Origin of the sequence: Streptomyces guryensis, from assembly GCF_021261325.1 — a bacterium.
Taxonomy (GTDB): domain Bacteria; phylum Actinomycetota; class Actinomycetes; order Streptomycetales; family Streptomycetaceae; genus Streptomyces; species Streptomyces guryensis.
Map to the genome: position 1 here is coordinate 82,262 of NZ_JAJSBI010000007.1, position 22,115 is coordinate 104,376.

24 protein-coding genes are annotated in these 22,115 nt (G+C 70.1%); 16 read left to right on the plus strand and 8 right to left on the minus strand.

The features are described from left to right. Positions 1–136: 136 nt before the first annotated feature. Positions 137–1,492 carry an aspartate aminotransferase family protein gene (locus tag LJ657_RS16150; protein ID WP_232649302.1) on the minus strand — a complete coding sequence of 452 codons (1,356 nt, stop codon included), beginning with the start codon at positions 1,490–1,492 and terminating at the stop codon, positions 137–139. A gap of 163 nt (positions 1,493–1,655) precedes the next feature. Between LJ657_RS16150 and LJ657_RS16155 the strand changes: the two genes are divergently transcribed. From LJ657_RS16155 to LJ657_RS16165, 3 genes are all read left to right on the plus strand, one after another. Further along, complete coding sequence (locus LJ657_RS16155; protein WP_232649303.1) at positions 1,656–2,261, plus strand: type 1 glutamine amidotransferase family protein; 606 nt, start codon at positions 1,656–1,658, stop codon at positions 2,259–2,261. Continuing rightward, a complete protein-coding gene (locus LJ657_RS16160) occupies positions 2,258–2,728 on the plus strand; it encodes a MarR family winged helix-turn-helix transcriptional regulator (protein ID WP_232649304.1) in 471 nt (156 codons plus the stop codon). Before LJ657_RS16155 ends, LJ657_RS16160 begins: the two co-directional genes overlap by 4 nt. Positions 2,729–2,805: 77 nt before the next feature. Beyond that, complete coding sequence (locus tag LJ657_RS16165; RefSeq protein ID WP_232649305.1) at positions 2,806–4,713, plus strand: serine/threonine-protein kinase; 1,908 nt, start codon at positions 2,806–2,808, stop codon at positions 4,711–4,713. A gap of 150 nt (positions 4,714–4,863) precedes the next feature. On the opposite strand, the gene LJ657_RS16170 is transcribed toward LJ657_RS16165, so the two are convergent. Next, the gene (locus LJ657_RS16170) at positions 4,864–5,613 is read right to left on the minus strand and encodes an SLATT domain-containing protein (RefSeq protein ID WP_232649306.1); all 750 of its coding nucleotides are present in this window, start codon (positions 5,611–5,613) and stop codon (positions 4,864–4,866) included. A 293-nt stretch (positions 5,614–5,906) separates the two neighbouring features. On the opposite strand from LJ657_RS16170, the gene LJ657_RS16175 reads away from it, so the two are divergent. From LJ657_RS16175 to LJ657_RS16210, 8 genes are all read left to right on the plus strand, one after another. Beyond that, positions 5,907–6,251: a YbaB/EbfC family nucleoid-associated protein gene (locus LJ657_RS16175; protein ID WP_232649307.1), complete on the plus strand. Its 345-nt coding sequence runs from the start codon at positions 5,907–5,909 to the stop codon at positions 6,249–6,251. A gap of 80 nt (positions 6,252–6,331) precedes the next feature. Continuing rightward, entirely contained in the window at positions 6,332–6,931 is a 600-nt protein-coding gene (gene recR / locus LJ657_RS16180; protein WP_232649308.1) for a recombination mediator RecR, read from the plus strand. Further along, positions 6,924–7,583, plus strand: a complete 660-nt coding sequence (locus tag LJ657_RS16185) for a DUF5063 domain-containing protein (protein WP_232649309.1) — start codon at positions 6,924–6,926, stop codon at positions 7,581–7,583. The genes recR and LJ657_RS16185 overlap by 8 nt, the downstream gene beginning before the upstream one ends. Before the next feature lie 80 nt (positions 7,584–7,663). After that, positions 7,664–10,225: a tetratricopeptide repeat protein gene (locus LJ657_RS16190; RefSeq protein WP_232649310.1), complete on the plus strand. Its 2,562-nt coding sequence runs from the start codon at positions 7,664–7,666 to the stop codon at positions 10,223–10,225. A gap of 24 nt (positions 10,226–10,249) precedes the next feature. Beyond that, positions 10,250–10,651, plus strand: a complete 402-nt coding sequence (locus LJ657_RS16195; protein WP_232649311.1) for a hypothetical protein — start codon at positions 10,250–10,252, stop codon at positions 10,649–10,651. Between the two features lie 199 nt (positions 10,652–10,850). Then, complete coding sequence (locus LJ657_RS16200; protein ID WP_232649548.1) at positions 10,851–10,997, plus strand: helix-turn-helix domain-containing protein; 147 nt, start codon at positions 10,851–10,853, stop codon at positions 10,995–10,997. Next, complete coding sequence (locus LJ657_RS16205) at positions 10,952–11,515, plus strand: DUF5753 domain-containing protein (RefSeq protein WP_232649312.1); 564 nt, start codon at positions 10,952–10,954, stop codon at positions 11,513–11,515. The genes LJ657_RS16200 and LJ657_RS16205 overlap by 46 nt, the downstream gene beginning before the upstream one ends. A gap of 68 nt (positions 11,516–11,583) precedes the next feature. Next, positions 11,584–11,730 carry a DUF397 domain-containing protein gene (locus tag LJ657_RS16210; protein ID WP_232649313.1) on the plus strand — a complete coding sequence of 49 codons (147 nt, stop codon included), beginning with the start codon at positions 11,584–11,586 and terminating at the stop codon, positions 11,728–11,730. 185 nt (positions 11,731–11,915) lie between these two features. On the opposite strand, the gene LJ657_RS16215 is transcribed toward LJ657_RS16210, so the two are convergent. Next, positions 11,916–12,836, minus strand: coding sequence for a hypothetical protein (locus tag LJ657_RS16215; RefSeq protein WP_232649314.1), 921 nt, complete (start codon positions 12,834–12,836; stop codon positions 11,916–11,918). On the opposite strand from LJ657_RS16215, the gene LJ657_RS16220 reads away from it, so the two are divergent. After that, entirely contained in the window at positions 12,835–13,065 is a 231-nt protein-coding gene (locus tag LJ657_RS16220) for a hypothetical protein (protein ID WP_232649315.1), read from the plus strand. The two genes, LJ657_RS16215 and LJ657_RS16220, sit on opposite strands and share 2 nt — an antisense overlap. A gap of 367 nt (positions 13,066–13,432) precedes the next feature. Continuing rightward, positions 13,433–14,011 (plus strand): Uma2 family endonuclease, encoded by a 579-nt coding sequence (locus LJ657_RS16225; protein WP_232649316.1) that lies wholly within the window; start codon positions 13,433–13,435, stop codon positions 14,009–14,011. 26 nt (positions 14,012–14,037) lie between these two features. Here the strand turns inward: LJ657_RS16225 and LJ657_RS16230 are convergent, their stop codons facing one another. Beyond that, on the minus strand, positions 14,038–14,760 hold the full coding sequence (locus LJ657_RS16230) for a sulfite exporter TauE/SafE family protein (protein ID WP_269786535.1): 723 nt from the start codon (positions 14,758–14,760) through the stop codon (positions 14,038–14,040). Positions 14,761–14,905: 145 nt separating this feature from the next. Between LJ657_RS16230 and LJ657_RS16235 the strand changes: the two genes are divergently transcribed. Then, positions 14,906–15,418, plus strand: a complete 513-nt coding sequence (locus LJ657_RS16235) for an SgcJ/EcaC family oxidoreductase (RefSeq protein WP_232649317.1) — start codon at positions 14,906–14,908, stop codon at positions 15,416–15,418. A gap of 2 nt (positions 15,419–15,420) precedes the next feature. Here LJ657_RS16235 and LJ657_RS16240 read toward each other — a convergent pair whose 3' ends face one another. From LJ657_RS16240 to LJ657_RS16255, 4 genes are all read right to left on the minus strand, one after another. Next, entirely contained in the window at positions 15,421–16,818 is a 1,398-nt protein-coding gene (locus LJ657_RS16240; protein WP_232649318.1) for a sensor histidine kinase, read from the minus strand. Continuing rightward, a complete protein-coding gene (locus tag LJ657_RS16245) occupies positions 16,815–17,504 on the minus strand; it encodes a response regulator transcription factor (RefSeq protein WP_232649319.1) in 690 nt (229 codons plus the stop codon). Before LJ657_RS16245 ends, LJ657_RS16240 begins: the two co-directional genes overlap by 4 nt. Positions 17,505–17,589: 85 nt before the next feature. Then, positions 17,590–18,807 carry a cytochrome P450 gene (locus LJ657_RS16250; protein WP_269786536.1) on the minus strand — a complete coding sequence of 406 codons (1,218 nt, stop codon included), beginning with the start codon at positions 18,805–18,807 and terminating at the stop codon, positions 17,590–17,592. Next, positions 18,797–19,525, minus strand: coding sequence for a cyclodityrosine synthase (locus LJ657_RS16255; RefSeq protein ID WP_232649320.1), 729 nt, complete (start codon positions 19,523–19,525; stop codon positions 18,797–18,799). The genes LJ657_RS16250 and LJ657_RS16255 overlap by 11 nt, the downstream gene beginning before the upstream one ends. Before the next feature lie 250 nt (positions 19,526–19,775). Between LJ657_RS16255 and LJ657_RS16260 the strand changes: the two genes are divergently transcribed. Together LJ657_RS16260 and LJ657_RS16265 are read left to right on the plus strand one after the other, a co-directional pair. Beyond that, positions 19,776–21,053, plus strand: coding sequence for an aspartate kinase (locus tag LJ657_RS16260; protein WP_232649321.1), 1,278 nt, complete (start codon positions 19,776–19,778; stop codon positions 21,051–21,053). Next, positions 21,050–22,102 (plus strand): aspartate-semialdehyde dehydrogenase, encoded by a 1,053-nt coding sequence (locus tag LJ657_RS16265; RefSeq protein ID WP_232649322.1) that lies wholly within the window; start codon positions 21,050–21,052, stop codon positions 22,100–22,102. The genes LJ657_RS16260 and LJ657_RS16265 overlap by 4 nt, the downstream gene beginning before the upstream one ends. Positions 22,103–22,115: the final 13 nt, after the last annotated feature.

A 22,115-nucleotide genomic window follows, 5' to 3' on the forward strand; every position in this document is an offset into this window, starting at 1 on the left:
TCGGGCGTCTCCTCGTCGCGTTCGGGTGGCGTACACGTACCTATCTACGAGCACGCCACCTTACGCGTTCGACCTCCCGCTGTTTACTCGCGTAGCGGCGGTCGATCCGGTGCGGCACCTGAGCGGCCGCGGCCCGCTACTCCGTGTGCTCGTCCGCCACGGACAGCGCCGCATCCAGTGCCGCGAGGCCCTCCTTCAGTTCGGCCTCGCTCACGTTGCACGGGGGTACGACGTGGGTGCGGTTCATGTTGATGAAGGGCCAGATGCCGTGCTTCTTCGCGGCGGCGCCGAAGGCGGCCATCGCGGCGTTCGCCTCGCCGGCCGCGTTGTACGGCACCAGCGGCTCGCGCGTCTCCTTGTCCTTCACCAGGTCGAGCGCCCAGAACATGCCGACACCGCGCACCTCGCCGACGCTCGGATGCCGCTCGGCGAGCTCGCGCAGCGCGGGCCCGAGGACGGAGGCGCCGAGGTTCTTCGCGTTCTCGACGACGCCCTCCTGCGCCATCACGTTGATCGTCGCGACGGCGGCGGCGCAGGCCAGCGGGTGCCCGGAGTACGTCAGACCACCCGGATAGGCCCGCTTCCCGAAGGTCTCGGCGATCGCGCCGGAGATGGCGACACCGCCGAGCGGCACATATCCGCTGTTCACGCCCTTGGCGAAGGTCATGAGGTCGGGTACGACACCGAACAGGTCGGCGGCGAACCACTCACCGGTCCGCCCGAACCCGGCCATGACCTCGTCCAGGACGAAGACGATGCCGTACTTGTCGCAGATCTCACGCACACCGGCGAGGTAGCCGGGCGGCGGCACCATGATCCCGGCGGTACCCGGAACGGTCTCCAGGATGATCGCGGCGACGGTGGCCGGCCCCTCGAAGGCGATCGTGGTCTCGAGGTGCTCCAGCGCCCGCGCGCACTCCTGCTCCTCGGTCTCCGCGTAGAAGCGGGAGCGGTAGAGGTACGGCGCCCAGAAGTGCACGACTCCGGCGGCGGCACCGTCGGAGGCCCAACGGCGCGGATCCCCGGTGAGGTTGACCGCCTGCTGGGTGCCGCCGTGGTACGAGCGGTAGGCGGACAGGACCTTCGGCCGCCCGGTGTGCAGCCGCGCCATCCGTACGGCGTGCTCCACGGCGTCCGCGCCGCCGTTGGTGAAGAAGATCTTGTCCAGGTCGCCCGGCGTCCGCTCGGCGATCAGCCGGGCCGCCTCCGAACGCGCCTCGATCGCGAAGGCGGGCGCGAACGTCGTCAGGTGTGCGGCCTGCTCCTGTATCGCGGCGACGACCTTCGGGTGCTGGTAGCCGATGTTGGTGTAGACGAGCCCGCTGGTGAAGTCCAGGTACCGCCTGCCGTCGTAGTCCCAGAAGTACGACCCCTCCGCACCGGCGACGGCGAGCGGGTCGATGAGCTCCTGCGCGGACCAGGAGTGGAAGACATGAGCACGGTCCGCGGCCTTCACTGCGGCGCCGGCCTCGGGGTTTGGCTGAGGGGTCATGGCGGCGAGCCTAGGAGTCCGCGGCGTCCGCTCGGTATCGGCTTCCTGTCTGCGATGTGGGGGTTTCCGCGACAGGTTGTCGACGGAAGCGCACGGAACAGATTGACAGCAAGCTGTCGAAGTGACAGTCTGCTGTCATGGGTTCGCTCCTGGAGGAGGAGTCATGAGCAGCAGCCGCAGGCCCGTCCATCTCGCCGTGTACGACACCCTCGCCGACTGGGAGACGGGGCACACGACCGCTTATCTCGCCCGAGCCGGGTACGGGATCCGCACCGTCGGGCCGACCCGTGAGCCGGTGCGGTCCATCGGCGGCCTGTGCGTACGACCCGACCTGGCCCTGGACGACGTACACCCCGAGGACAGCTCCCTGCTGATCCTCCCGGGCGCCGACCTCTGGGACGCATCCGACGACCTCGCGCCCTTCGCCCGCAAGGCCCGCGCCTTCCTCGACGCCGGGGTCCCCGTCGCCGCCATCTGCGGAGCCACCGCCGGGCTGGCGCGCGAGGGACTGCTGGACGGCCGGGACCACACCAGCGCGGTCTCCTTCTACCTCGCCGCGACCGGGTACGAGGGCGGCGAGCGCTACGTCGACGCCGACGCCGTGACCGACGGGAAGCTGATCACCGCCGGGCCCACCGAACCCGTCGCCTTCGCGCGGGAGGTGTTCCGGCTGCTCGGGGTGTACGAGGGGGAGGTGCTCGACGCCTGGTACCGGCTGTTCCACGACTCGGACGCCGAGGCGTATGCCGTACTGGAGAGGGCCCGGTGAGCCGCGAACGCCAGGACCTGCTCAGCCGCAGCGCCCTCGGGGTCTTCCGGCTCAATGGTCGATTCCTTGCCGTGGCCGAGGAGTTGGCGAAGCCGGCCGGGCTCACCGCCGCCTGGTGGCAGGTGCTCGGCGCGGTGCTCGCCGAACCGCTGTCCGTCGCCGGCATCGCCCGCGCGATGGGCATCACGCGGCAGAGTGTGCAGCGCATCGCCGACCTGCTCGTCGAGCGCGGGCTCGCCGAGTACCGGCCCAACCCCGCCCACCGCCGCGCCAAGCTCCTCGCCCCGACCGAGGAGGGCCGCGCGGCGAACCATCGCATCGACCCCGGTCACGCCGCCTTCGCCGACCGGCTCGCGGAGGCCTACGGCGAGGCCTTCGGGGAGGACGGACTCGCCGAAGCCGTACAGGTACTGGAACGGCTGTCCAAGGTGCTGGACCAGCTCGGCGCACCTGTTACGGAACCGTAGACACCGCTCCCCGCGACCACCCCCGCGACCGCACTATTCTCGATCTGTTGCACCTACGGGGGGAAGGCGGGGCAGCCATGGAGAATCTCGGAGCGGGGGACCCGCTGGGGGTCCCCCCGGCCGGAGGCTGGGGGAGTATCGGGGCCTACCGGCTGCTGGCTCGGCTCGGCGCCGGAGGCATGGGGCACGTGTACCTCGCCCGGTCGGACCGGGGCCGTACCGTCGCCGTGAAGCTGGTGCGGGAGGAGCTGGCCGCGCAGGAGGAGTTCCGGGCGCGGTTCCGGCAGGAGGTGCAGTCCGCGCGGCGGGTCGGCGGGCACTGGACGGCGCCCGTGCTCGACGCCGACACCGAGGCCGCGGTGCCGTGGGTCGCCACCGGGTACGTCGCCGGGCCCAGCCTGCAGCAGGTCGTCGGTCACGACCACGGGGCGCTGCCCGAGCGCTCGGTCCGCATCCTCGCGGCCGGGCTCGCCCACGCGCTGCAGGACATCCACGCCGCCGGGATCATCCACCGGGACCTGAAGCCGTCCAATGTGCTCGTCACCATCGACGGGCCGCGGGTCATCGACTTCGGGATCGCGCGGGCGCTGGAGACCGTGACGGACGGCGGGCTGACACGGACCGGCGCGCTCGTCGGGTCGCCCGGCTTCATGGCCCCCGAGCAGGTGCGCGGCGACCGGATCACGCCCGCCTGCGACGTCTTCTGCCTGGGCTCCGTGCTGGCCTACGCGGCCACCGGCCACCTCCCCTTCGGCAGCGCCAACAGTGGTGTGCACGCCCTGATGTTCCGCATCGCCCAGGAGGAACCCGACCTGGAGGACGTGCCCGAGGGCATCGCCGACCTCGTAGGGGACTGCCTGAAGAAGGACCCGGCCGCGCGGCCGACGCTGGAGCAGGTGCTGGAGCGCACGGGGGCCGAGGACACCGTGCACGGCGGGCGCTCGCGCGACCCCTGGCTGCCGAGCGCGCTCGTCGCCCAACTCGGCCGTCACGCCGTGCAGTTGCTGGACGCGGAAGACCCCGAGGACGGGGCTCCGGGCGGGCCTTCGTTGCGGAAGGCGGCCCCCGAGGCCTCCCCCGAGCACGCCCCCGCCGCCGACGACTCCGCACCGGAGGCGGGCGCACCCGCCGGACCGCCCCCGCCCGGGCAGCCGGGCAGCGGCGCCCCGCTGAACCACCTCCCCACGATGGTCGCGGGCCAGGGCGCGCCCACACCCCCGCCCGCGCACGCGCAGACCCCCCCGGCCTACGGCTATCCGCAGCAGCACCCCCAGCAGCAGCCCGCCTACGGCTACCCGCCGCAGCAGCCCGGCTCCTACGGCTACCCCCCACAGCCCGGCGGCCACGGCGGCCTCGGCTCCACGCCGCCCTACGGCCCGCCCTACACCGGCCCGGTCCCGCACACCCCGCAGGAGCCGCCCCGCAGGAGCGGCCGTTCCACCGTGGCGCTGGTCGCGGTGGCCCTGGTCGTCGCGCTCGGCGCCGGCGGCTCGGTCTACGCCCTCATGAACGGCGGCAGCGACAAGGGCGACAACAAGCCGAACCCGGCCCCGACCACCGGTGCCCCCTCGAAGCCCGGACCGAGCCGGACGGCCCCGACGAGTGCGCAGCCCACCACCTCCGCACCCTCGAACGGCGCGATCCCCACCGGCTATCTGGGCACCTGGACGGCCACCATCACCAACGCGGACGGCGCGAACACCCGCGAACTCACCATCCAGCAGGGCAAGGTGGGCGACACGGTCCTGTCCCTCGTCGCCGACGGTCCCACCAGCAGCGGCAGCTACCACTGTGTGTTCCAGGCCGATCTGACCGCGGCACCGGGCGGCGACGGCACCCTGGAGATCGGCCCGTCCACCGTGACGTCCGGCGATTCCGGCTACTGCAAGCCGGGCGACGCCACCGAGCTCAGCCTGCTGCCGGACGGCAGCCTGCAGCGCACGAACACCAGCAACGGCGAGAAGCTGAAGTACACCAGGCAGTGAGGCGGGCGAGGGGCTGACGGGCACCCTTGTGCCGTAGTGGCGTGGACAGCGTGTTCTTCGGCGTGCGGGCCGTCAACCGGACCGGGCACCGGAGGCCGGTGGCGTTCCCGGCCCCGCGGCCCTGGCCGCCCGGCTCACCCAATGGTTCGGTCACCGCGGCTCGGGCGGCCGCTGGCGCGGCATGTTCGGGCGGGAGCCCACCCCCGGAGGCAACGGGAAGCGCCCCTGTGCACTGCTCATCTCCTGCCGTCCGGCCCCGGCCGGGGCGGACTGGATCCCCATCGGCGCGGAACCGGTCCGGAACTCCACCATCCAGTCGGCCGTCTCCGTGCGCACCAGCTCGGTCACGTCCTCCGAGAACCGCCGCAGCACCGCCAGGCACCGCTCGGTGGCCTCACTCGCCGTCCCCTCCGCGGGGCCCAGCACCTCCCGCACACTCTCCGAGGCCCAGTCGAACTGCAGCACCTGCAGCCGCCGCTGCACGGCCTGCGCGGTCGCCACATCCCTTATCCAGCCCGAGGTCACACCGAAGAACCGGTCCACCGCCAGACACGCCACCGCGAACAGCAGCGCCAGATACCCCCACGCGGCCATCCCGGCGATCACCCCGGTCAGGTCCAGCAGCGGCAGCGCGGCCCCGGTGACGGCCCCCAGGGCGGCCCCCGTCCGCAGCGCCCGCGCACCCCGCCGCTTCCAGACCCGGTCCGCGAGATACCAGGCCGCCGTCTGCAGCGCCCCGCGTTCCACCCAGAGGTACAGCTCGTGCAGCCGCTCGGCCGGCTCGCCCCAGTCCCCGAGCGGGAACGACCTCCCGGTCAGATCGCCCGGCCGCAGCCCGGCCGCACCGTCGCCCCACCCGTCCTGAGCCGGTCCCTCGGGCTGCATCTCCGGCTGACCCACACGGCACTCCCTACTGACCACGACGCTGATCACGAGACTGAACACGAGGCTGACCACGACCGCACACGTTGCGTGACACCTGATCCTGATGTGCCCGAACCTTCCTACCGCCCAATGGGTGGCTCAGCCCCTGAATTCACCTCTAATCCGCCCGGAAGGGGGTCTTGATCAGGTATAGGACTCGGCAACACCTCACTCGAAAGAGTGCTGGGGCGATGGCTGCCTGGACCACGTAGGCTCGTGCCAGGCGGGAAAACCTCGCCCATACAGCCGTACGAAACCAGGAGCTGATCGTGATTCCCGGTGGTGGCCAGCCCAACATGCAGCAGCTGCTCCAGCAGGCCCAGAAGATGCAGCAGGACCTGCAGCGGGCGCAGGAGGAGCTGGCACAGACGGAGGTCGACGGACAGGCGGGCGGCGGCCTGGTGAAGGCCACCGTGACCGGCTCCGGCGAACTGCGCGCCCTGAAGATCGACCCGAAGGCGGTCGACCCGGACGACACGGAGACCCTCGCGGACCTGATCGTCGCGGCCGTCCAGGCGGCGAACGAGAACGCCCAGAACCTCCAGCAGCAGAAGCTGGGCCCGCTGGCCCAGGGCCTGGGCGGCGGCAGCGGCATCCCGGGCCTGCCGTTCTGAGACCGGGCCCGCCTTTCTAAGAGGGGCGTCCGCCAACTACCGTACGTACTTGTAGGGAACCCCGGGAAGGACGGCAGTCCGTGTACGAAGGCGTGGTGCAGGACCTCATCGACGAGCTGGGGCGGCTGCCCGGCGTCGGTCCCAAGAGCGCCCAGCGGATCGCCTTCCACATCCTGCAGGCGGAACCGACGGACGTACGGCGCCTCGCGCAGGCCCTGATGGAGGTCAAGGCGAAGGTGCGCTTCTGCGCGACCTGCGGCAACGTCGCACAGGAAGAGCTGTGCAACATCTGCCGCGACAGCCGCCGCGACCCCTCCGTCATCTGTGTGGTCGAGGAGCCGAAGGACGTGGTCGCGGTCGAGCGGACCCGCGAGTTCCGCGGCCGTTACCACGTCCTGGGCGGAGCGATCAGCCCGATCGAGGGTGTCGGACCGGACGACCTGCGTATACGAGAACTTCTCGCGCGGTTGGCCGACGGTACCGTCACGGAACTGATCCTGGCCACGGACCCGAACCTGGAGGGCGAGGCCACAGCGACCTACCTCGCCCGCATGATCAAGCCCATGGGCCTCAAGGTCACCCGCCTGGCCAGCGGCCTCCCGGTGGGCGGAGACCTGGAATACGCGGACGAGGTGACCCTCGGCCGCGCCTTCGAGGGGAGACGACTTCTAGATGTCTGACGCCACGCTGCACGACGCGACGCAGGACCCGGACGACTTCGCGGTCCAGATCGCGGACCAGGTGGAGAGCTTCCTGGTCGCCGTCACGGAGGTGGCGAAGGGCGACGAGCCCGACTCGGCCGTGCCCTTCCTCCTCCTGGAGGTCTCCCAGATCCTTCTGGCCGGCGGCCGCCTCGGCGCGCACGAGGACATCGTGCCCGACGAGCGCTACGAGCCGGACACGGGCCCGGACGCCGACGTGGACGACCTTCGCGAGAACCTGGCCCGTCTGCTGGACCCGATCGACGTCTACTCCGAGGTCTTCGACCCCTACGAGCCGCGCAAGGCCCCGGTCCCGGCCCGTATCTCCGACGACCTGACCGACGTCATCACCGACCTCCGCCACGGTATGGCCCACTACCGCGCGGGCCGCACCTCGGAGGCCCTGTGGTGGTGGCAGTTCTCCTACTTCTCCAACTGGGGCTCCACGGCCTCGGCGACCCTGCGCGCCCTGCAGTCGATCGTCGCCCACGTCCGCCTCAACCAGCCCCTGGAGGAACTGGACGGCCTGGACACGGACCAGGCCCCCATGGGCGACGAGACGCTGGAGTTCGAGGCGGGCCAGGTGATGCAGGAGGAGATCGGGGGGCCGTTGGGGATCAAGCAGGGGTAGCGGGACCCCGGCGCCCCCGGGACGGCCGATTCCCCGCACTCTCCTGACAGGTGGCGGACAACGTGGTCATCATGTGACGTATGAGCGCCTTGTTCGACCGCCGACCCGCGGTAGACGCCTCCGTCGAGGCCTCCGCCGCCTCAGCAGTCGCTGCCGGGCGGGACATCGGGCAGGCGATCACGGCCCCCGGCGCGGTGGGCATGCACATCGAGAACGCCACGCTGCTGTCGCCGGACGCCTGTCCGCCCGCCGCCGACGTCGCCTGTCCGGCGGGCGTGTTCCACCTCCCCACCCGGGCCGCCCTGTTCGTGGGCCGCGATCCTGAACTGGCGCTGCTGGACGAGGCGTTGGCCACCCCGGGGCAGGCGCTCGTGCACGCCATGCACGGCCTCGGCGGTATCGGCAAGTCCGCTCTCGCCGCCCGCTGGGCCTCGGGCCGCGTCGGGAAGAATCGCCCGGTCTGGTGGATCACCGCGGACAGCCGGGCGGCGGTCGACGCGGGTCTGGCCAAACTGGCCGCTGCCCTCTGTCCGTCCCTGGTCACCCTCCTCGCCCCGGAGCAGCTCGCCGAGTGGGCCCGCCAGTGGCTCGCGTCCCACTCCGATTGGTTGCTCGTCCTCGACAACGTCTCCGACCCGGCCGACGTCTACCCTCTTCTCTCCCAGGCCACTTCGGGCCGTTCCCTGATCACGAGCCGGCGCTCGACGGGCTGGCAGGGCATCGCGGAACGCGTCGAGTTGGACGTGCTGACGGTCGAGGAGGCGGTAGACCTTTTCAACCAGATCCGCGGCGGTGCGGAGCCCGCGGACGTGGCCGCGCTCTGCGCGGAACTGGGCTGCCTCCCCCTGGCGGTCGCCCAGGCCGCGGCCTACTGCGCCCAGACCCATTGCACGCCCCGGGAGTACCTGGACGACCTGGCCGCCTATCCGGCGGAAATGTACGCGGCCACCGAGGAGGGCGGCGACAACGAACGCACCATCGCCCGAATCTGGCACCTCACCCTCGACCGCCTGGCCGACGATCCGCTGGCTGTGCGGCTACTGCTGATGCTCGGCTGGTACGCCCCCGAGGGCATCCCGCGTTCCCTCTTCGGGCCCCTGGGCAAACCGCCCGCCGTACGGGGCGCGCTGGGCCGCCTCGCCGCCCACAGCATGATCACGCTGTACGACGACACCGTGTCCGTGCACCGGCTGGTGCAGGCGGTGTCCCGGACCCCGGCGGAGGGCGACGACCACCGCCACACGGTCGCCGTCGAGGCCGCGCGCAAGAGTGCGGTGCGGACTCTGGCGGCGGCGATTCCCGAGGACCCGTACGATCCGAGTGCCTGGTCGACCATGCGCCTGCTGCTCCCGCATGTCGAGGCCCTGATCGAGCACGCGGGGCCGGAGACGGACACGGAGACGACGGCGCGTCTGCTGGCGTGGACGGCCGACCAGCTGAGTTCCACCGGACCAGGACTGGCGCCAAAGGCCATCGCTCTGTTCGAACGCACCGAAGCCGCCCGGAGCCGGCTCTTCGGCGCCGAGTCCGCCCAGACGCTGGAAACGCGCGCGGCACTCGCGTATGCCCTGTATCGGGCGGACGACCACGAGCGCGCCGTCCCGCTCGCCGAGCGGGTCCTCGCCGACTGCGTGAGAGCGCTGGGCGATGATCACGATGTGACGCTCACCGCCCGCCTGAAACTGGCACGGATGCTCCGGCCCGCGCGGGGCAACGAGCGGGTCGGAGCGTTGCTGGAGGACGTAGTGGCGAGGCGTGCGCGGATTTTGGGGAAACAGCACCCGCGGACCTTCCAGGCGCGCAAGCTGCTTGCCCTGAATGCCTCGGACCACCGCTCGTACCCGGACGCTCGCTCCGCAATGGACCTGCTGGACACGCTGTTCGAGGAGTGCCGGACGGCTCTGGGCGCGGACCATCACGTGACTCTTTCGATCCAGGGGGAGCGACTGACGCTGGCTCCGGAAGTGCACCTCATGAAGAGCGAACTGGGGGAGATGTTCGAGAAGTTCGGCTTCTACGGCTCCGCCGATCCCTCCCCCGACGCGATGCCCGGCATGGTTGCGGCCGTGAAAGCCCTCGGCCCCACGGGGATGAGCAACATGATGGGCTCGGCGACTCATCCGGACGAAGCCGAGCGGTATGCCGCCGCGTGTGAGCGTGTGTACGGGAAGGATCATCCCAAGACCTTGACGGCGCGGATCACACTCGCTGGTGCGTACGCCTTCGTGGGACAGGGGGGCAACTTGTCCCAGGCGGTGGACCAGGTGGTGTCGGACGCGGCGCGGATGCTGGGCACCGATGACTCGATCGTCTCGACCTTCCGGGGCCTGCGAGACATGCTCAAGCAATTCCCGCTCCTCCAGACCAACCTGTCGGGCGGGCTGGAAGAACTCGCCGCCAGGGCACGACAGATGTCGCCGCCTTCCTCCCCTGGGTCGGCTGAGTCGAAAGCGGAGGCCATCGAGCCGATCCTGGCCTGGTTCCAGAGTGTCCGCGAGTCGGCCGTGAACGGGACCCTGAAGCCTTCGGACATGGCCGACCTGCTGAACCAGGCGATGCAGACGCTGGTCGCCGTGGCCCCTGACTCGCTGAAGCTGCCGCTGGAAGCACCGTCGGAATCCCCGGAAGACGAGAACCCCTGACCCGCTGTCCGTCACAATGCGGCAATGGCGTTGAAACCTTGGGCATGGGCTGGAGTCGGTCTCTTCGGGGCGGGTGCGGCGACGCTGATCGCGGTGGCTGTCGTGGACCTCGGCAAGGCGGACCAAGTGGCGAGCGTGACCGGAGGAGTTGTCGGTCTCGTCGGTCTCGCGCTGGCCCTCGTCGCACAGTTCGGCGGCACCTCCACCCCGGGGGCCCCGCAGTCGAGCGTCAGCGCTCCCGGCGCGGGCGCGATCGCCGCAGGCGGCAACATCGGTACGGCGTCCACGGGCGGTACGACGGCACCGCCCGCGCCCGCGCCACCGCCACCGTCGGGAGGCACGACGGCGCCGGGCAGCGTGTCCGCCTCCGGCCCTGGCTCCATCGCGGCCGGCGGCGACATCGGCTCGGCGTCCACCGGATCCTGAACAGAGCATCACCTCGGCCCCAATTCCCCCATCACGTCACGCAGTTGCGCACCTAGGGCTACGCTCGGTAGTGGCTGAGTAGGTGCACGCCGGGGTGTACCGGTCGGACGTGCGTGCGGTGTCAGGCCAGTCCAGCAACTCGAACTCCCAACCGCCTGTTGCCTGGCGATACGCCGGTGACCAGCTGAAGCGGTGGCGTGTGAAGGCGGACGTCACGCGCGAGAAGCTCGCGTCCGCCGCCAACTACTCCCCGGACACCATCACGTCGATGGAGCGCGGGCGCGCAGGCCGACTTCCCGTGTGCTGGAGGTGGCGGACGAACTGTGCGATGCGCGGGGGATGTTGAGTGCGGCCAAGGAGTTCATGAACCGGGAGCGGTTCCCTGCGCGGGCGCAGGACTTCATGGAGCGGGAGAGGGAGGCCACCAGTATCTGGTGGTACGAAGACACGTATATCCCTGGCCTGTTGCAGACGAAGGGTTACGCGCGTGCACTCATCGACAACCACGTTCCGCCGCTGGACGACGAGACGGTGGAGGAGCGGGTCGCGGGGCGGATGGAGCGACAGGCCATCCTCACGGACCGGATGCCGCCGGTGGGGCTGAGCTTCGTTCTCTACGAGGCGGTTCTGCGCAGCCCTCAGGTGGACGACGAGCAGCTGCGCCGTCCCCTGGAGGTGGCCCGCCCCCGGAATGTCGTTGTGCAGGTGATTCCCTTCGAACGTGCCATTCCTGCGGCCCTCATGGGGTCGATGGTGCTGCTGGAGACCCGGGACCATGAGCGATGCGCCATTCACGGAGGGGTCGTTCGCCAGCGAGCTTTCGGCGGATCCGGGGGTTGTCAGCCGCGTGACCGAGCGGCTTAGCGTGATCCGCACGCAGGCTCTCGCCCCGATGATTCCGCCCGCTTCCTCGAACGGATGGTGGATCAGCCGTGAGCGACCAGCTGAAGTGGTTCAAGTCGAGCTACAGCGACAGCGAGGGTGGCGCTTGCGTCGAAGTCGCGTTCGCCACCGCCATCCACGTTCGTGACTCCAAGCTCCCCGCGAGCCCCGAGCTCCACGTCACCGCCCCCGCCTGAACGGCCTTCATTCCGCAGTTCAGCCCGGAGCTTGAGCCTTGGGCTTCGAGCTCTTCCACTGGGTTTTGCGATATCTGGTTTGGTTGAAATCCAACCCAACCAACCAAGTCTGTACGTGAGTTGAGGCGTCGTACCTCGAATGGGTGACGTTCCGTGATTGGCTTGCACCGGAACGTAAAGCCGCTCTAGGTTCGCGGCAAACGACCAAATAGTTCGGCCCCGGTCGGTGCGCCAACACCGGCTCCGGGGCCTGACCTACGGATCGAACGGAACCTTCGATCGTGGCCTACGCCCAGCCTAGTCCTGCCCTGCCGTCCCCGTCGCACCCCATGGCCAAAACGGGCTACGGAAAACGCGCCGTAGGTGACGAAGACCCGCACGCCGACCCGGACTTCGCACACCTGAGCCTCCGCGACCGCGAGATCGCCGTCTTCGTCGATCGTCTCGAAGACGGCCACGCCATGGGCCACAAGGTCATCGCCGCCGAGCATCCGCGCTACGGCCGGCAGGCAACCCGCGTCTCCTTGGGCGTCCTCGTCCTCGTCGGCCACCTGCGCTGGATCAAGGAGCACGTCACCGCCGAGGACGGCACGATGCGCTGCGTGACGCGCACGTACTGGTCGCGCACCCGCAGGTCGGCGGCGTGGTGGGCGGACTTCGCACGGGAGCGCGACGGCAAGGACGTGACCGAGCACTACCAGCCGGGGCTGGCTCGGATCGAGGAAACCGCGGAATCCGAGGCCGTCCCGGTTGCCGAGGGTGAGCTGGAGTCCGCCCCACAAGCCGAACAGCCCGAGTCGGACGAAGAGGCCGCCGAGCAGCCCAGTGCTGCCTATCTGACCCTCGCCGAACTCCGCGCTTTCGACGCCCGTATGCCCCTGTCCGACCGCGACTGCCGGGTCCTTGAGCCCCTGGCCGCGGAGTGGCTGGCGCGTGGCGCGACGACGTACGACCTCACGAAGGCCCTGACCGACGGGCTCCCAACCGCCGAGACCCAACCCGGGCGGGCCCGCCGGCAACCGATTGGAGAACAAGATGCCCCCGAAGAAGGCGAAGGCGCGCCAGAAGACCGCGCCGGCTCGTGCCCGTGTCACCCGCGTGATCATGGCCTGCGGCACCTGCGACGCGGACGAACGGACAGCGGAGATCGTCGACGGCCTGTGCCGCGAGTGCCGGGTGGGGCTCGCGCTGGAGACCCAGGACGGAACGCCGGTCCCGGTGGTCCCACAGACATTCCTGTCCGGCCCGGCACCCGACGTGGTGGACGTCGCCCGCTGGGCCGCCGAGGTCCGCGAGGCGGGCGGCCTGCGGTCGAAGGCCGGGCGGCGGAGGTGACCGGGCTGGACGAAGACTCCGGGCGCCTGTCCTTGACCTCGGCCCGGACCTCACCGCCCTGCTGCGGGCGTACACGGAGGGGATTCGGCAGTCGATCGACGCCGCGGTCGCGGATGCGGTGAAGGAGTACCTCGGCACGCACCCGAACCACGAGCAATTGCGTGCCGCCGGGCTTGCGGCCATACGGGAATACGAGGGGGGAGTTCGGGGCCTTCGCCGAGTCGGAGCTCGCGGAGGCCGATGTGCGCATCGACCGGCTCTTCGGTCCCGCCGCTGGGGGCGGTCAGGGAGACGTTCGGGATGGGAGCAGCGTATGAGCGTGCAGGACGCACCGGTCAGGGCACCATGGAGTCGAGGAGGCGACGCCATGACCCCCAGGACCGAGAACCGGCCGCAGATGTCCGTCGAGGAGTTCGAGGAGCTGGAACGGCATGCGCCGGAGACGGTGCGGCTGGAGTTCATCAACGGAAGGGTCCAGGCAAAGCCCGTGACCGACGGCAACCACGACCAGATCATCGCCTGGTTGCAGCGGTTGTGCATGCAGCACCGGCCCGAGCTCTGGCTCTATGGCGACCGCGGCATGAAGGTCGAGCGGTATCGGAAGGGACGGGCGCGCCCGGACGGCGTCCTTGCGCCGTTCGGATTCCCGACGGGGCATGGGGACTGGTCGGAGGCGGCGGGCGTTCTCATGGCAGTGGAAGTCACGTCGCACGACTCTGACACGCACCAACGCGACCGAGTCGAGAAGCCTGATGGCTACGCTGCGGCGGGGATCCCCGTCTACCTCCTCATCGACCGCGACGACTGCTCGGTCGTCGTGTTCAACCTGCCCGAGGGCGGCCGCTACCGGCATGAGGAGAAGCTGCCTTTCGGTGCCACGGTCAAGCTCCCCGACCCCGTGAGCATCACCTTCGACACTGAGCCGCTGAAGGGGCTCGTGGACTGAGCCACTGGGCGCTGTGAAGCCACGCCTCACAGCGCCCAGACCCCCTTCGTCACCGCAGTGACCCCGCCTGCCAGAGCCAGAGACAACACCAGCAGGCGGGCCCGCTTCTCCGGTATCCACTCGGCGAGCCCCCTGCCGATCACCGCCCCCACCACCATCGCGGCGACGACCCACCCCCACCGCGCCCCGCCCAGTCGCGGCACCCCGTTCGCCGCCACCGAGAACGCGTTCACGATCACCCCGTAGAACTGCGCGTTCGGCACGAACTCCCGTACCGTCCAGCCCGCGTTGAGGGCGTACAACGACACCGGCGGGCCGCCCACCCCTGCCGCCGAGTTCATGAATCCGCCCACCGCGCCCGCGGCGACCGCCCCCTTCGTCCCGCGCAACGCGGGCACCCGTGCGCCGCGCATCACCAGCAGCACGGCGACCGTCACCAGCCCGCCCATCACCAACAGGAGTGCGGGCGCGGGGAGTTGACGCGTCAGCCACGCCCCCACCGGCACCGTGCACGCCGCCGCCACGCACAGCGGCACCATCGCCCCCGGGCGTACGCGGCGCCACCCGCCCGCCAGGCCTACGACGCTGATGGCCCCCGCGGCGCAGTTGGCGAGCACGACACTCTCGGCAGGCCCGAGCAGCAGCACGAGCGCGGGGACGGCGACCAGCGCGAACCCCATGCCGGTCAGCCACTGCACGCAGGAGCCGAGCAGCACGATGCCCGCCAGCAGTACGTCGGTCGTGGTCAAGTCGTCACTCCAAGTGAGTTGGATGGGTCTTGGATCTGTGCTGTACGACGCCTGCATGGGCCCTAACCAGTGAAAAGCGAGTCTGGAGTCACTTCCCCAGCAGGGAGGTCGAAGACCCGGAACCGCACCGAAACTGGAGACAGCGATGACCCGTCGTTCCATAACCAAGTGCGCAGCCATCGCCACCGCCACGGCCGTCGTCGCCCTCGGCACGATCGGCACCGTCGCCGCCACCGCCGGGCCCAAGGCCGCCGTCAAGCACGCCGAGCCGACCAAGGCACAGATCGCGGGCCTGTTCGACACCTGGAACAGGGCGCTCAAGACCGGTGACTCGGAGAAGGTCGCGAGCCTGTACGCGAAGGACGCGGTGCTCCTGCCCACCGTCTCCAACGAGGTCCGCACCAACCACGCCCAGATTGTCGACTACTTCGACAAGTTCCTGCAGAGCAAGCCGGTCGGCAAGAAGGTCAAGACGATCGTCGACGTCCTCGACAGCAACTCCGCCATCGACACCGGCGTCTACAAGTTCACGCTCACCGACAAGGCCACCGGCAAGAAGAGCGTCGTCGAGGCCCGCTACACCTACGCGTACGAGAAGATCGCCGGTAAGTGGATGATCGTCAACCACCACTCCTCGGCGATGCCCGAGAAGAAGTGACCTCAGCCGCCGGCGCGCTGTGTGGCCGCCCGTAGGCGGATCTCCACGCACAGCCCGCCGCCGGGGGCGTCCCGCAGGGCCACGGTTCCGCCGTCGTCGGTCACCAGTTGCTTGACGACGGCGAGGCCGAGGCCCGAACCGGAGCGCCCGGTCAGGCCCTGGCCGCGCCAGAAGCGGTCGAAGGCGCGGGCCTTCCCCGCGTCGGTCATGCCGGGGCCCTGGTCGAGGACGGAGAGCACCACCTCGTCGCCCTTCGGTTCGACCCGGACGGTGATCGTGGAGCCGTCCGGCGAGACCTCGAGCGCATTAGAGAGCACGTTGTCCAGCACCTGGTCCAGATGACCGGGACTGGCCAGCACAGACGGCCGGCCGTCGACACCACTCCCCCTGAGCGCGATGGTGACTCCGCGCTCGTCGGCGGCCGGTCTCCACACCGACAGGCGTTCGACCACGATCTCCCCGAGGGGCAACGGCTCCGCGGCCGTCACCTTCGCCTCGGCCCGCGCGAGCACCAGCAGGCCGTTGACCAGCCGGCTCATCCGGACCACCTCGGCGGTCGCCTGCTCCACGTCCTCCCGTACGAAGTCGTCGTCCACCCCGTCCGCGATGTTGTCCAGCGACAGGCGCAGGGCCGTGAGGGGCGTACGGAGTTGGTGGGAGGCGTCCGCCACGAAGATCCGCTGCGACGCCACCAGGGTGTCGAGGCGTTCCGCGCCCTGGTTGAGGGTGCGGGCGAGGGTCTGGGTCTCCGGCGGGCCCGTCACCGGGGAGCGGGCGGTCAGGTCACCGTCGCTGAACTTGCTTGCCATGGAGTTCAGTTCGCGCAGCGGGGCGGTGATCCGGCGGGCCGCGACCGCACCGATCAGCGCCGCCACCCCGAGCACCGCCACCGCGAGACCCGCCCGGAAGCCCCAGATCGTCCACAGCCTGTGGGTGAGTTCGCCAGTGGAGTACTTGATCCGTACGGCGCCCGCGACCGGCCCCTTGCCCGCGCCCGCCGCCGTGGCCTCGCGGGCCGGAACGGTGATCACCAGGTTTCGGCCCCAGATGAAACTCGAGCCCCAGTCGGTTGTACTCCTCCCGTCCGGAACGGCCTGGGCCAACGCCGCGTCCCGGGCCGGCTTCTGCAGGTCCGGCGCGCAGGTCCGGCCGTTCGTGGAGACGACCTGGACGGTGCCGGGCGTCTCCACGTCGTACACCGCGGCCATCTGGGCCAGGGCCTGGCAGGACGCCCGGTCGCCGTTGCCCAGGAGCAGCGCCATGGTGGTCGCCTCGCGCTTGACGGACGACTCGGTGTCGTCGCGCAGCTGCTTGGTGAGCGTGAAGGCGACGGGCACGGTGAACAGCAGGATGGCGACCGCGACGAGCAGGATGTAGCTGCGGATGAGCTGGCGGTTCATGACGCTTCGGCGTCCTTGACGATCTCCAGCCGGAAGCCGACTCCGCGCACCGCCTCGACGGTGATGATCCCCGCGAACTTCCGCCGCAGCGCCGCCACATGGACATCGAGCGTCTTGGTCGGCCCGAACCAGTTCGCGTCCCAGACCGCTTCCATGATCTGCTCCCGGGACATCAGGGCGCCCGGCTCCTCGGTGAGGAATGCCAGCAGGTCGTACTCCTTGGGCGCGAGGGCGACCTCCTCGCCGTCCACATGCACCCGGGCCGCCTTGCGGTCGATCGTCAGCCGGGACCCGTACCGGTCCGGGCCTGCCGCGGCCTCCTCCGGCGTACGGGGCTGGGCGCGCCGCATCACCGCCCTTATCCGCGCGATGACCTCCCGGACCCCGAACGGCTTGGACACATAGTCGTCCGCGCCGAGTTCCAGGCCCACCACCCGGTCCGTCTCGTCGCTGCGGGCGCTGATCACGATGATCGGCACGTCACCGCGCCGGCGCAGCGCCTTGCACACGTCGAGGCCGTCGGTGTCGGGCAGCCCGAGATCGAGGAGTACGACGTCGTACGGATCCCTGTGGCTCAGCGCGGCGCCGCCCGTGGTGACCCACTCGACCTCGAAGCCATAGCGGGTGAGCCCACGGCGTAGGGACTCGGCCACCGGCTCATCGTCTTCCACCAGAAGTACGCGCACAGGCGAACCCTAATGCCACAAAATCAAAGACGACCGAAAATGATCGGAGGTGGCCGATTGCCGAGTCCCGCGGTCTCTCAGACGGTCACCACATCACCGGCAACCGCTCCGGAATCCGCTTCATGAACCCGGTCCGCCACACCAGCTGCTCGATCGGCACCGCGAGGCGCAGCCGCGGCATCCGTTCCAGCAGAGTCTCCAGTGCGATCTCGGCGTGCTTGCGGCCGAGGGCGGTGGCGGGGCAGTAGTGGCCGCCGCCGCCGAAGGAGAGGTGGGCCGTGCCGTTGGCGCGGGTCAGGTCGACGGTGTGCGGGTCGGGGAAGGCGGACGGGTCGAAGTTCGCGCCTTCGACGAGGACGAGGACCAGCTCGCCGGCCGCCACCTTCACGTCCCCGAGGAGTACGTCCTCGGTGGCCAGCCTCGGCAGCCCGTCGCCGATGGAGAGGTTGACACGGAGCAGTTCGTCCACGGCCGCGGGGATCTTCCCGGGGTCCGCGACCAGTTCCTCCTGCAGCTCGGGGTGCTGGATCAGCGACACCAGGGCCATGGTCAGGAAGCCCGACGTCGAGATGACTCCCGCGCCGAACATCGTCACGCCGACCGTCGCGAGCATCTCGTCGGTGAGGTGGGCGTAGTCGGGGTCCGTGCGCAGGGCGGCGAGCTCGGCCATCAGACCCGTGGTCGCCGGGTCGTCGAGCCGCCGGGTCATGTACGCGATGTCGCGGTCCCAGTTGAGCCGGGCCCCGGTGACCGGGCAGGCCGAGTTCATGAACGCGATGTCCAGGCTCCGCATCAGCCCGGGCGCGTCCGCGTTCGGGATGCCTAGGATGCGGCAGTGCATGCCCGCCGAGTACGGATCGGCGAAACCGCCCCGCAGGTCCACGGGAGCGCCCTGCCGGACCAGGCCGTCGACCAGTTCGTCGGCGTACGACCGAAGCCACTCCACCAGCCCGGGGCTCTTCGGATTGAGCGCCTTGAGCACGGCCTTGCGCAGTCCGGCGCCGGTGATGTTCCCCATGTTGTTGACGACCTCGGGCGGGATCGTCAGCGCGTACTGGCGGGGGACGCCCGGCGCCGAGGTGTCCTTCAGGCTGAACCGCGGGTCCTCCAGCACCTGCTTGCACAGGTCGTACGACGACACCAGCCAGGCCTCGTCACCGGCGATGGTGCGCACCCGCCGTACCGGTGTCGACTCGCGCAACTGCGCCACCTCTGCGGGCAGTTGGTCACCGCGCCAGGAGAACGGGAAATCGATGAGTTCGTCGGTGGGCATGGTCTGACCGGGCATGGTTTCAGCGGGCATCGGTGGCTCCCTCGGCCGGCGTGACGATGGCGTGGCCCTGGTTGCGGGAGGCGCGCAGCCCCGCGCCGGGCGAGTAGAGCAGCTCGGCCATCGGCAGGAGCTGGTGGTAGCAGTTGAGGGAGGAGGGGACGCCCAGGATGGCGGGGGTGTCGAGGAAGAGGGGCGCCTCCGCGGTGACGTACTCCATGCAGACCGCCCGTTGGCGTGCGGTCACCTCCTGTTCCTTGGTCGACAGGAAGGAGTCGACGAGTTTCTCGCAGGTCGTGCGGAACTCGTCGTCGGAGGACAGCCGGGTGCGCAGGTCCTCGTGGATCTCCCGGTACGCCGGGTTGTCACGCAGCTCGGACATGGCGTGCGCCCTGAGGCGGGTGCCGTCGGGGTCGGCGGCCTCGACGGCGCCGAGCACCTTGGCGCGGACGCCCCGCAGGTTCTTCACCGCCTTGCGGCGCGCGTCGTCGGCCGTATAGCCGGAGGCCTCGTACATCTCGGCCACGTGCAGGTCGGTGTAGACGAAGTCCACGCTGTCGAAGAGGGCGAGGCCCCAGCGGGCCAGGTCGTGTATGCGGGCGGCGGAGAAGTAGCTGTTGCCCGGGGAGACGCCGATGACGGCGTGGTCGGCGGCGGTGCGGATGACCTCGCAGTGAGGGGTGAAGGGCCGGACCTGGAAGAGGCCGGCGGAAGTGACGTGCTGGATCTCGGAAACGGTCGCAGTCGTCAAGGAAGGAGGATCCTTCGCGTCGCTAGTCCCGATGGAGCCTTGTGCTCCTGGTGTGGCGACGACGACGCGAAGTTATCGGTCGGCTACGGAGAGCGTCAACGGGTGACCTGGCCCACTTTGCGGACTGTTCAGGTGCGCTGGTGGGCAGGGGCTGGGCTGGAGCGCCGGGTCTCACCATGTGGTTTCACAGAGGTCGATACCGGGCGCTCGGTAAAATGAGCCGACACAACGGGACGAGCGAGGAGCGCACGTGGGCCTTGTCGTGCAGAAGTACGGAGGCTCCTCCGTAGCCGATGCCGAGGGCATCAAGCGCGTCGCCAAGCGAATCGTCGAAGCGAAGAAGAACGGCCACCAGGTGGTCGTCGTCGTTTCCGCGATGGGCGACACGACGGACGAGCTGATCGATCTCGCCGAGCAGGTATCTCCGATGCCGGCCGGGCGTGAGTTCGACATGCTGCTGACCGCCGGAGAACGGATCTCCATGGCGCTGCTGGCCATGGCGATCAAGAACCTGGGCCACGAGGCCCAGAGCTTCACCGGCAGCCAGGCAGGCGTCATCACCGACTCCGTGCACAACAAAGCCCGGATCATCGACGTCACGCCCGGCCGTATCCGTGACTCGGTGGACGAGGGCAACATCGCCATCGTCGCCGGATTCCAGGGCGTCAGCCAGGACAAGAAGGACATCACCACGCTCGGCCGCGGTGGGTCCGACACGACGGCCGTCGCGCTGGCCGCCGCCCTCGACGCCGAGGTGTGCGAGATCTACACCGACGTCGACGGTGTGTTCACCGCCGACCCGCGGGTGGTGAAGAAGGCGAGGAAGATCGACTGGATCGCCTTCGAGGACATGCTGGAGCTCGCCGCCTCCGGCTCCAAGGTGCTGCTCCACCGCTGTGTGGAGTACGCGCGCCGCTACAACATCCCGATCCACGTCCGCTCCAGCTTCAGTGGGCTGCAGGGCACCTGGGTCAGCAGTGAGCCGATCGAGCAAGGGGACAAGAAGGTGGAGCAGGCCATCATCTCCGGTGTCGCACACGACACCTCCGAGGCCAAGGTCACGGTCGTCGGCGTTCCGGACAAGCCGGGCGAGGCCGCCACGATCTTCCGCGCGATCTCCGACGCCGAGATCAACATCGACATGATCGTGCAGAACGTGTCCGCCGCCTCCACCGGGCTGACGGACATCTCCTTCACCCTCCCCAAGACCGAGGGCCGCAAGGCCATCGACGCCCTGGAGCGGGCGAAGACGGCCATCGGGTTCGACTCGCTGCGCTACGACGACCAGATCGGCAAGATCTCCCTCGTCGGCGCCGGCATGAAGACCAACCCGGGTGTCACGGCGTCCTTCTTCGAGGCGCTGTCCGACGCCGGCGTGAACATCGAGCTGATCTCGACCTCCGAGATCCGCATCTCGGTCGTCACCCGCGCCGACGACGTGCCGGACGCCGTGCGCGCCGTGCACAGCGCCTTCGGACTCGACTCCGACAGCGACGAGGCCGTCGTCTACGGAGGCACCGGGCGATGACCGTACGACCGACGCTCGCGGTCGTGGGTGCGACCGGGGCCGTCGGCACGGTCATGCTCCAGATCCTGTCCCAGCACGCGGACATCTGGGGCGAGATCCGTCTGATCGCCTCCCCGCGCTCGGCCGGCCGCAAGCTGGCCGTGCGCGGTCAGGAGGTCGAGGTGGCGGCCCTGACCGAGGAGGCCTTCGACGGGGTCGACGTCGCCATGTTCGACGTACCCGACGAGGTGTCCGCGCACTGGGCGCCGATCGCCGCCGCCAAGGGCGCGGTGGTGGTGGACAACTCGGGCGCCTTCCGGATGGACCCGGAGGTGCCGCTGGTCGTCCCCGAGGTCAATCCGCACTGCGCCCGTCGCCGGCCCCGCGGGATCATCGCCAACCCCAACTGCACCACCCTCTCCATGATCGTGGCCCTGGGCGCGCTGCACGCCGAGTTCGGGCTGCGTGAGCTGGTGGTCTCCTCGTACCAGGCGGTCAGCGGGGCGGGGCGCGCCGGGGTGGAGACCCTGCGGCAGCAGCTGTCCCTCGTCGCCGGTACGGAGCTGGGGACCAGCCCCGGTGACGTACGGCGGGCCGTCGGCGACAACACCGGGCCGTTCCCGGAGCCGGTCGCGCTGAACGTCGTACCGTGGGCCGGATCCCTGCGCGAGGACGGCTGGTCCTCGGAGGAGATGAAGGTGCGGGACGAGACCCGCAAGATCCTCGGCCTGCCCCGGCTGCCGGTCGCCGTCACCTGTGTACGGGTACCGGTGGTCACCACGCACTCCCTCACCGTCCACGCCCGCTTCCAGGGCGAGGTCACCGTCGACGGGGCCCGGGAGATCCTCGCCACCGCGCCCGGAGTGGTCCTCTTCGACGACCCGGCCGCCGGCGAGTTCCCCACGCCCGCCGACGTCGTGGGCACCGACCCGACCTGGGTGGGCCGGGTGCGGCGCGCGCTCGACGACCCCACGGCGCTCGAACTCTTCGTCTGCGGTGACAACCTGCGCAAGGGCGCGGCCCTCAACACCGCACAGATCGCGGAACTGGTGGCGACGGAGTTCGCGTGACGTGCCGCCCGGA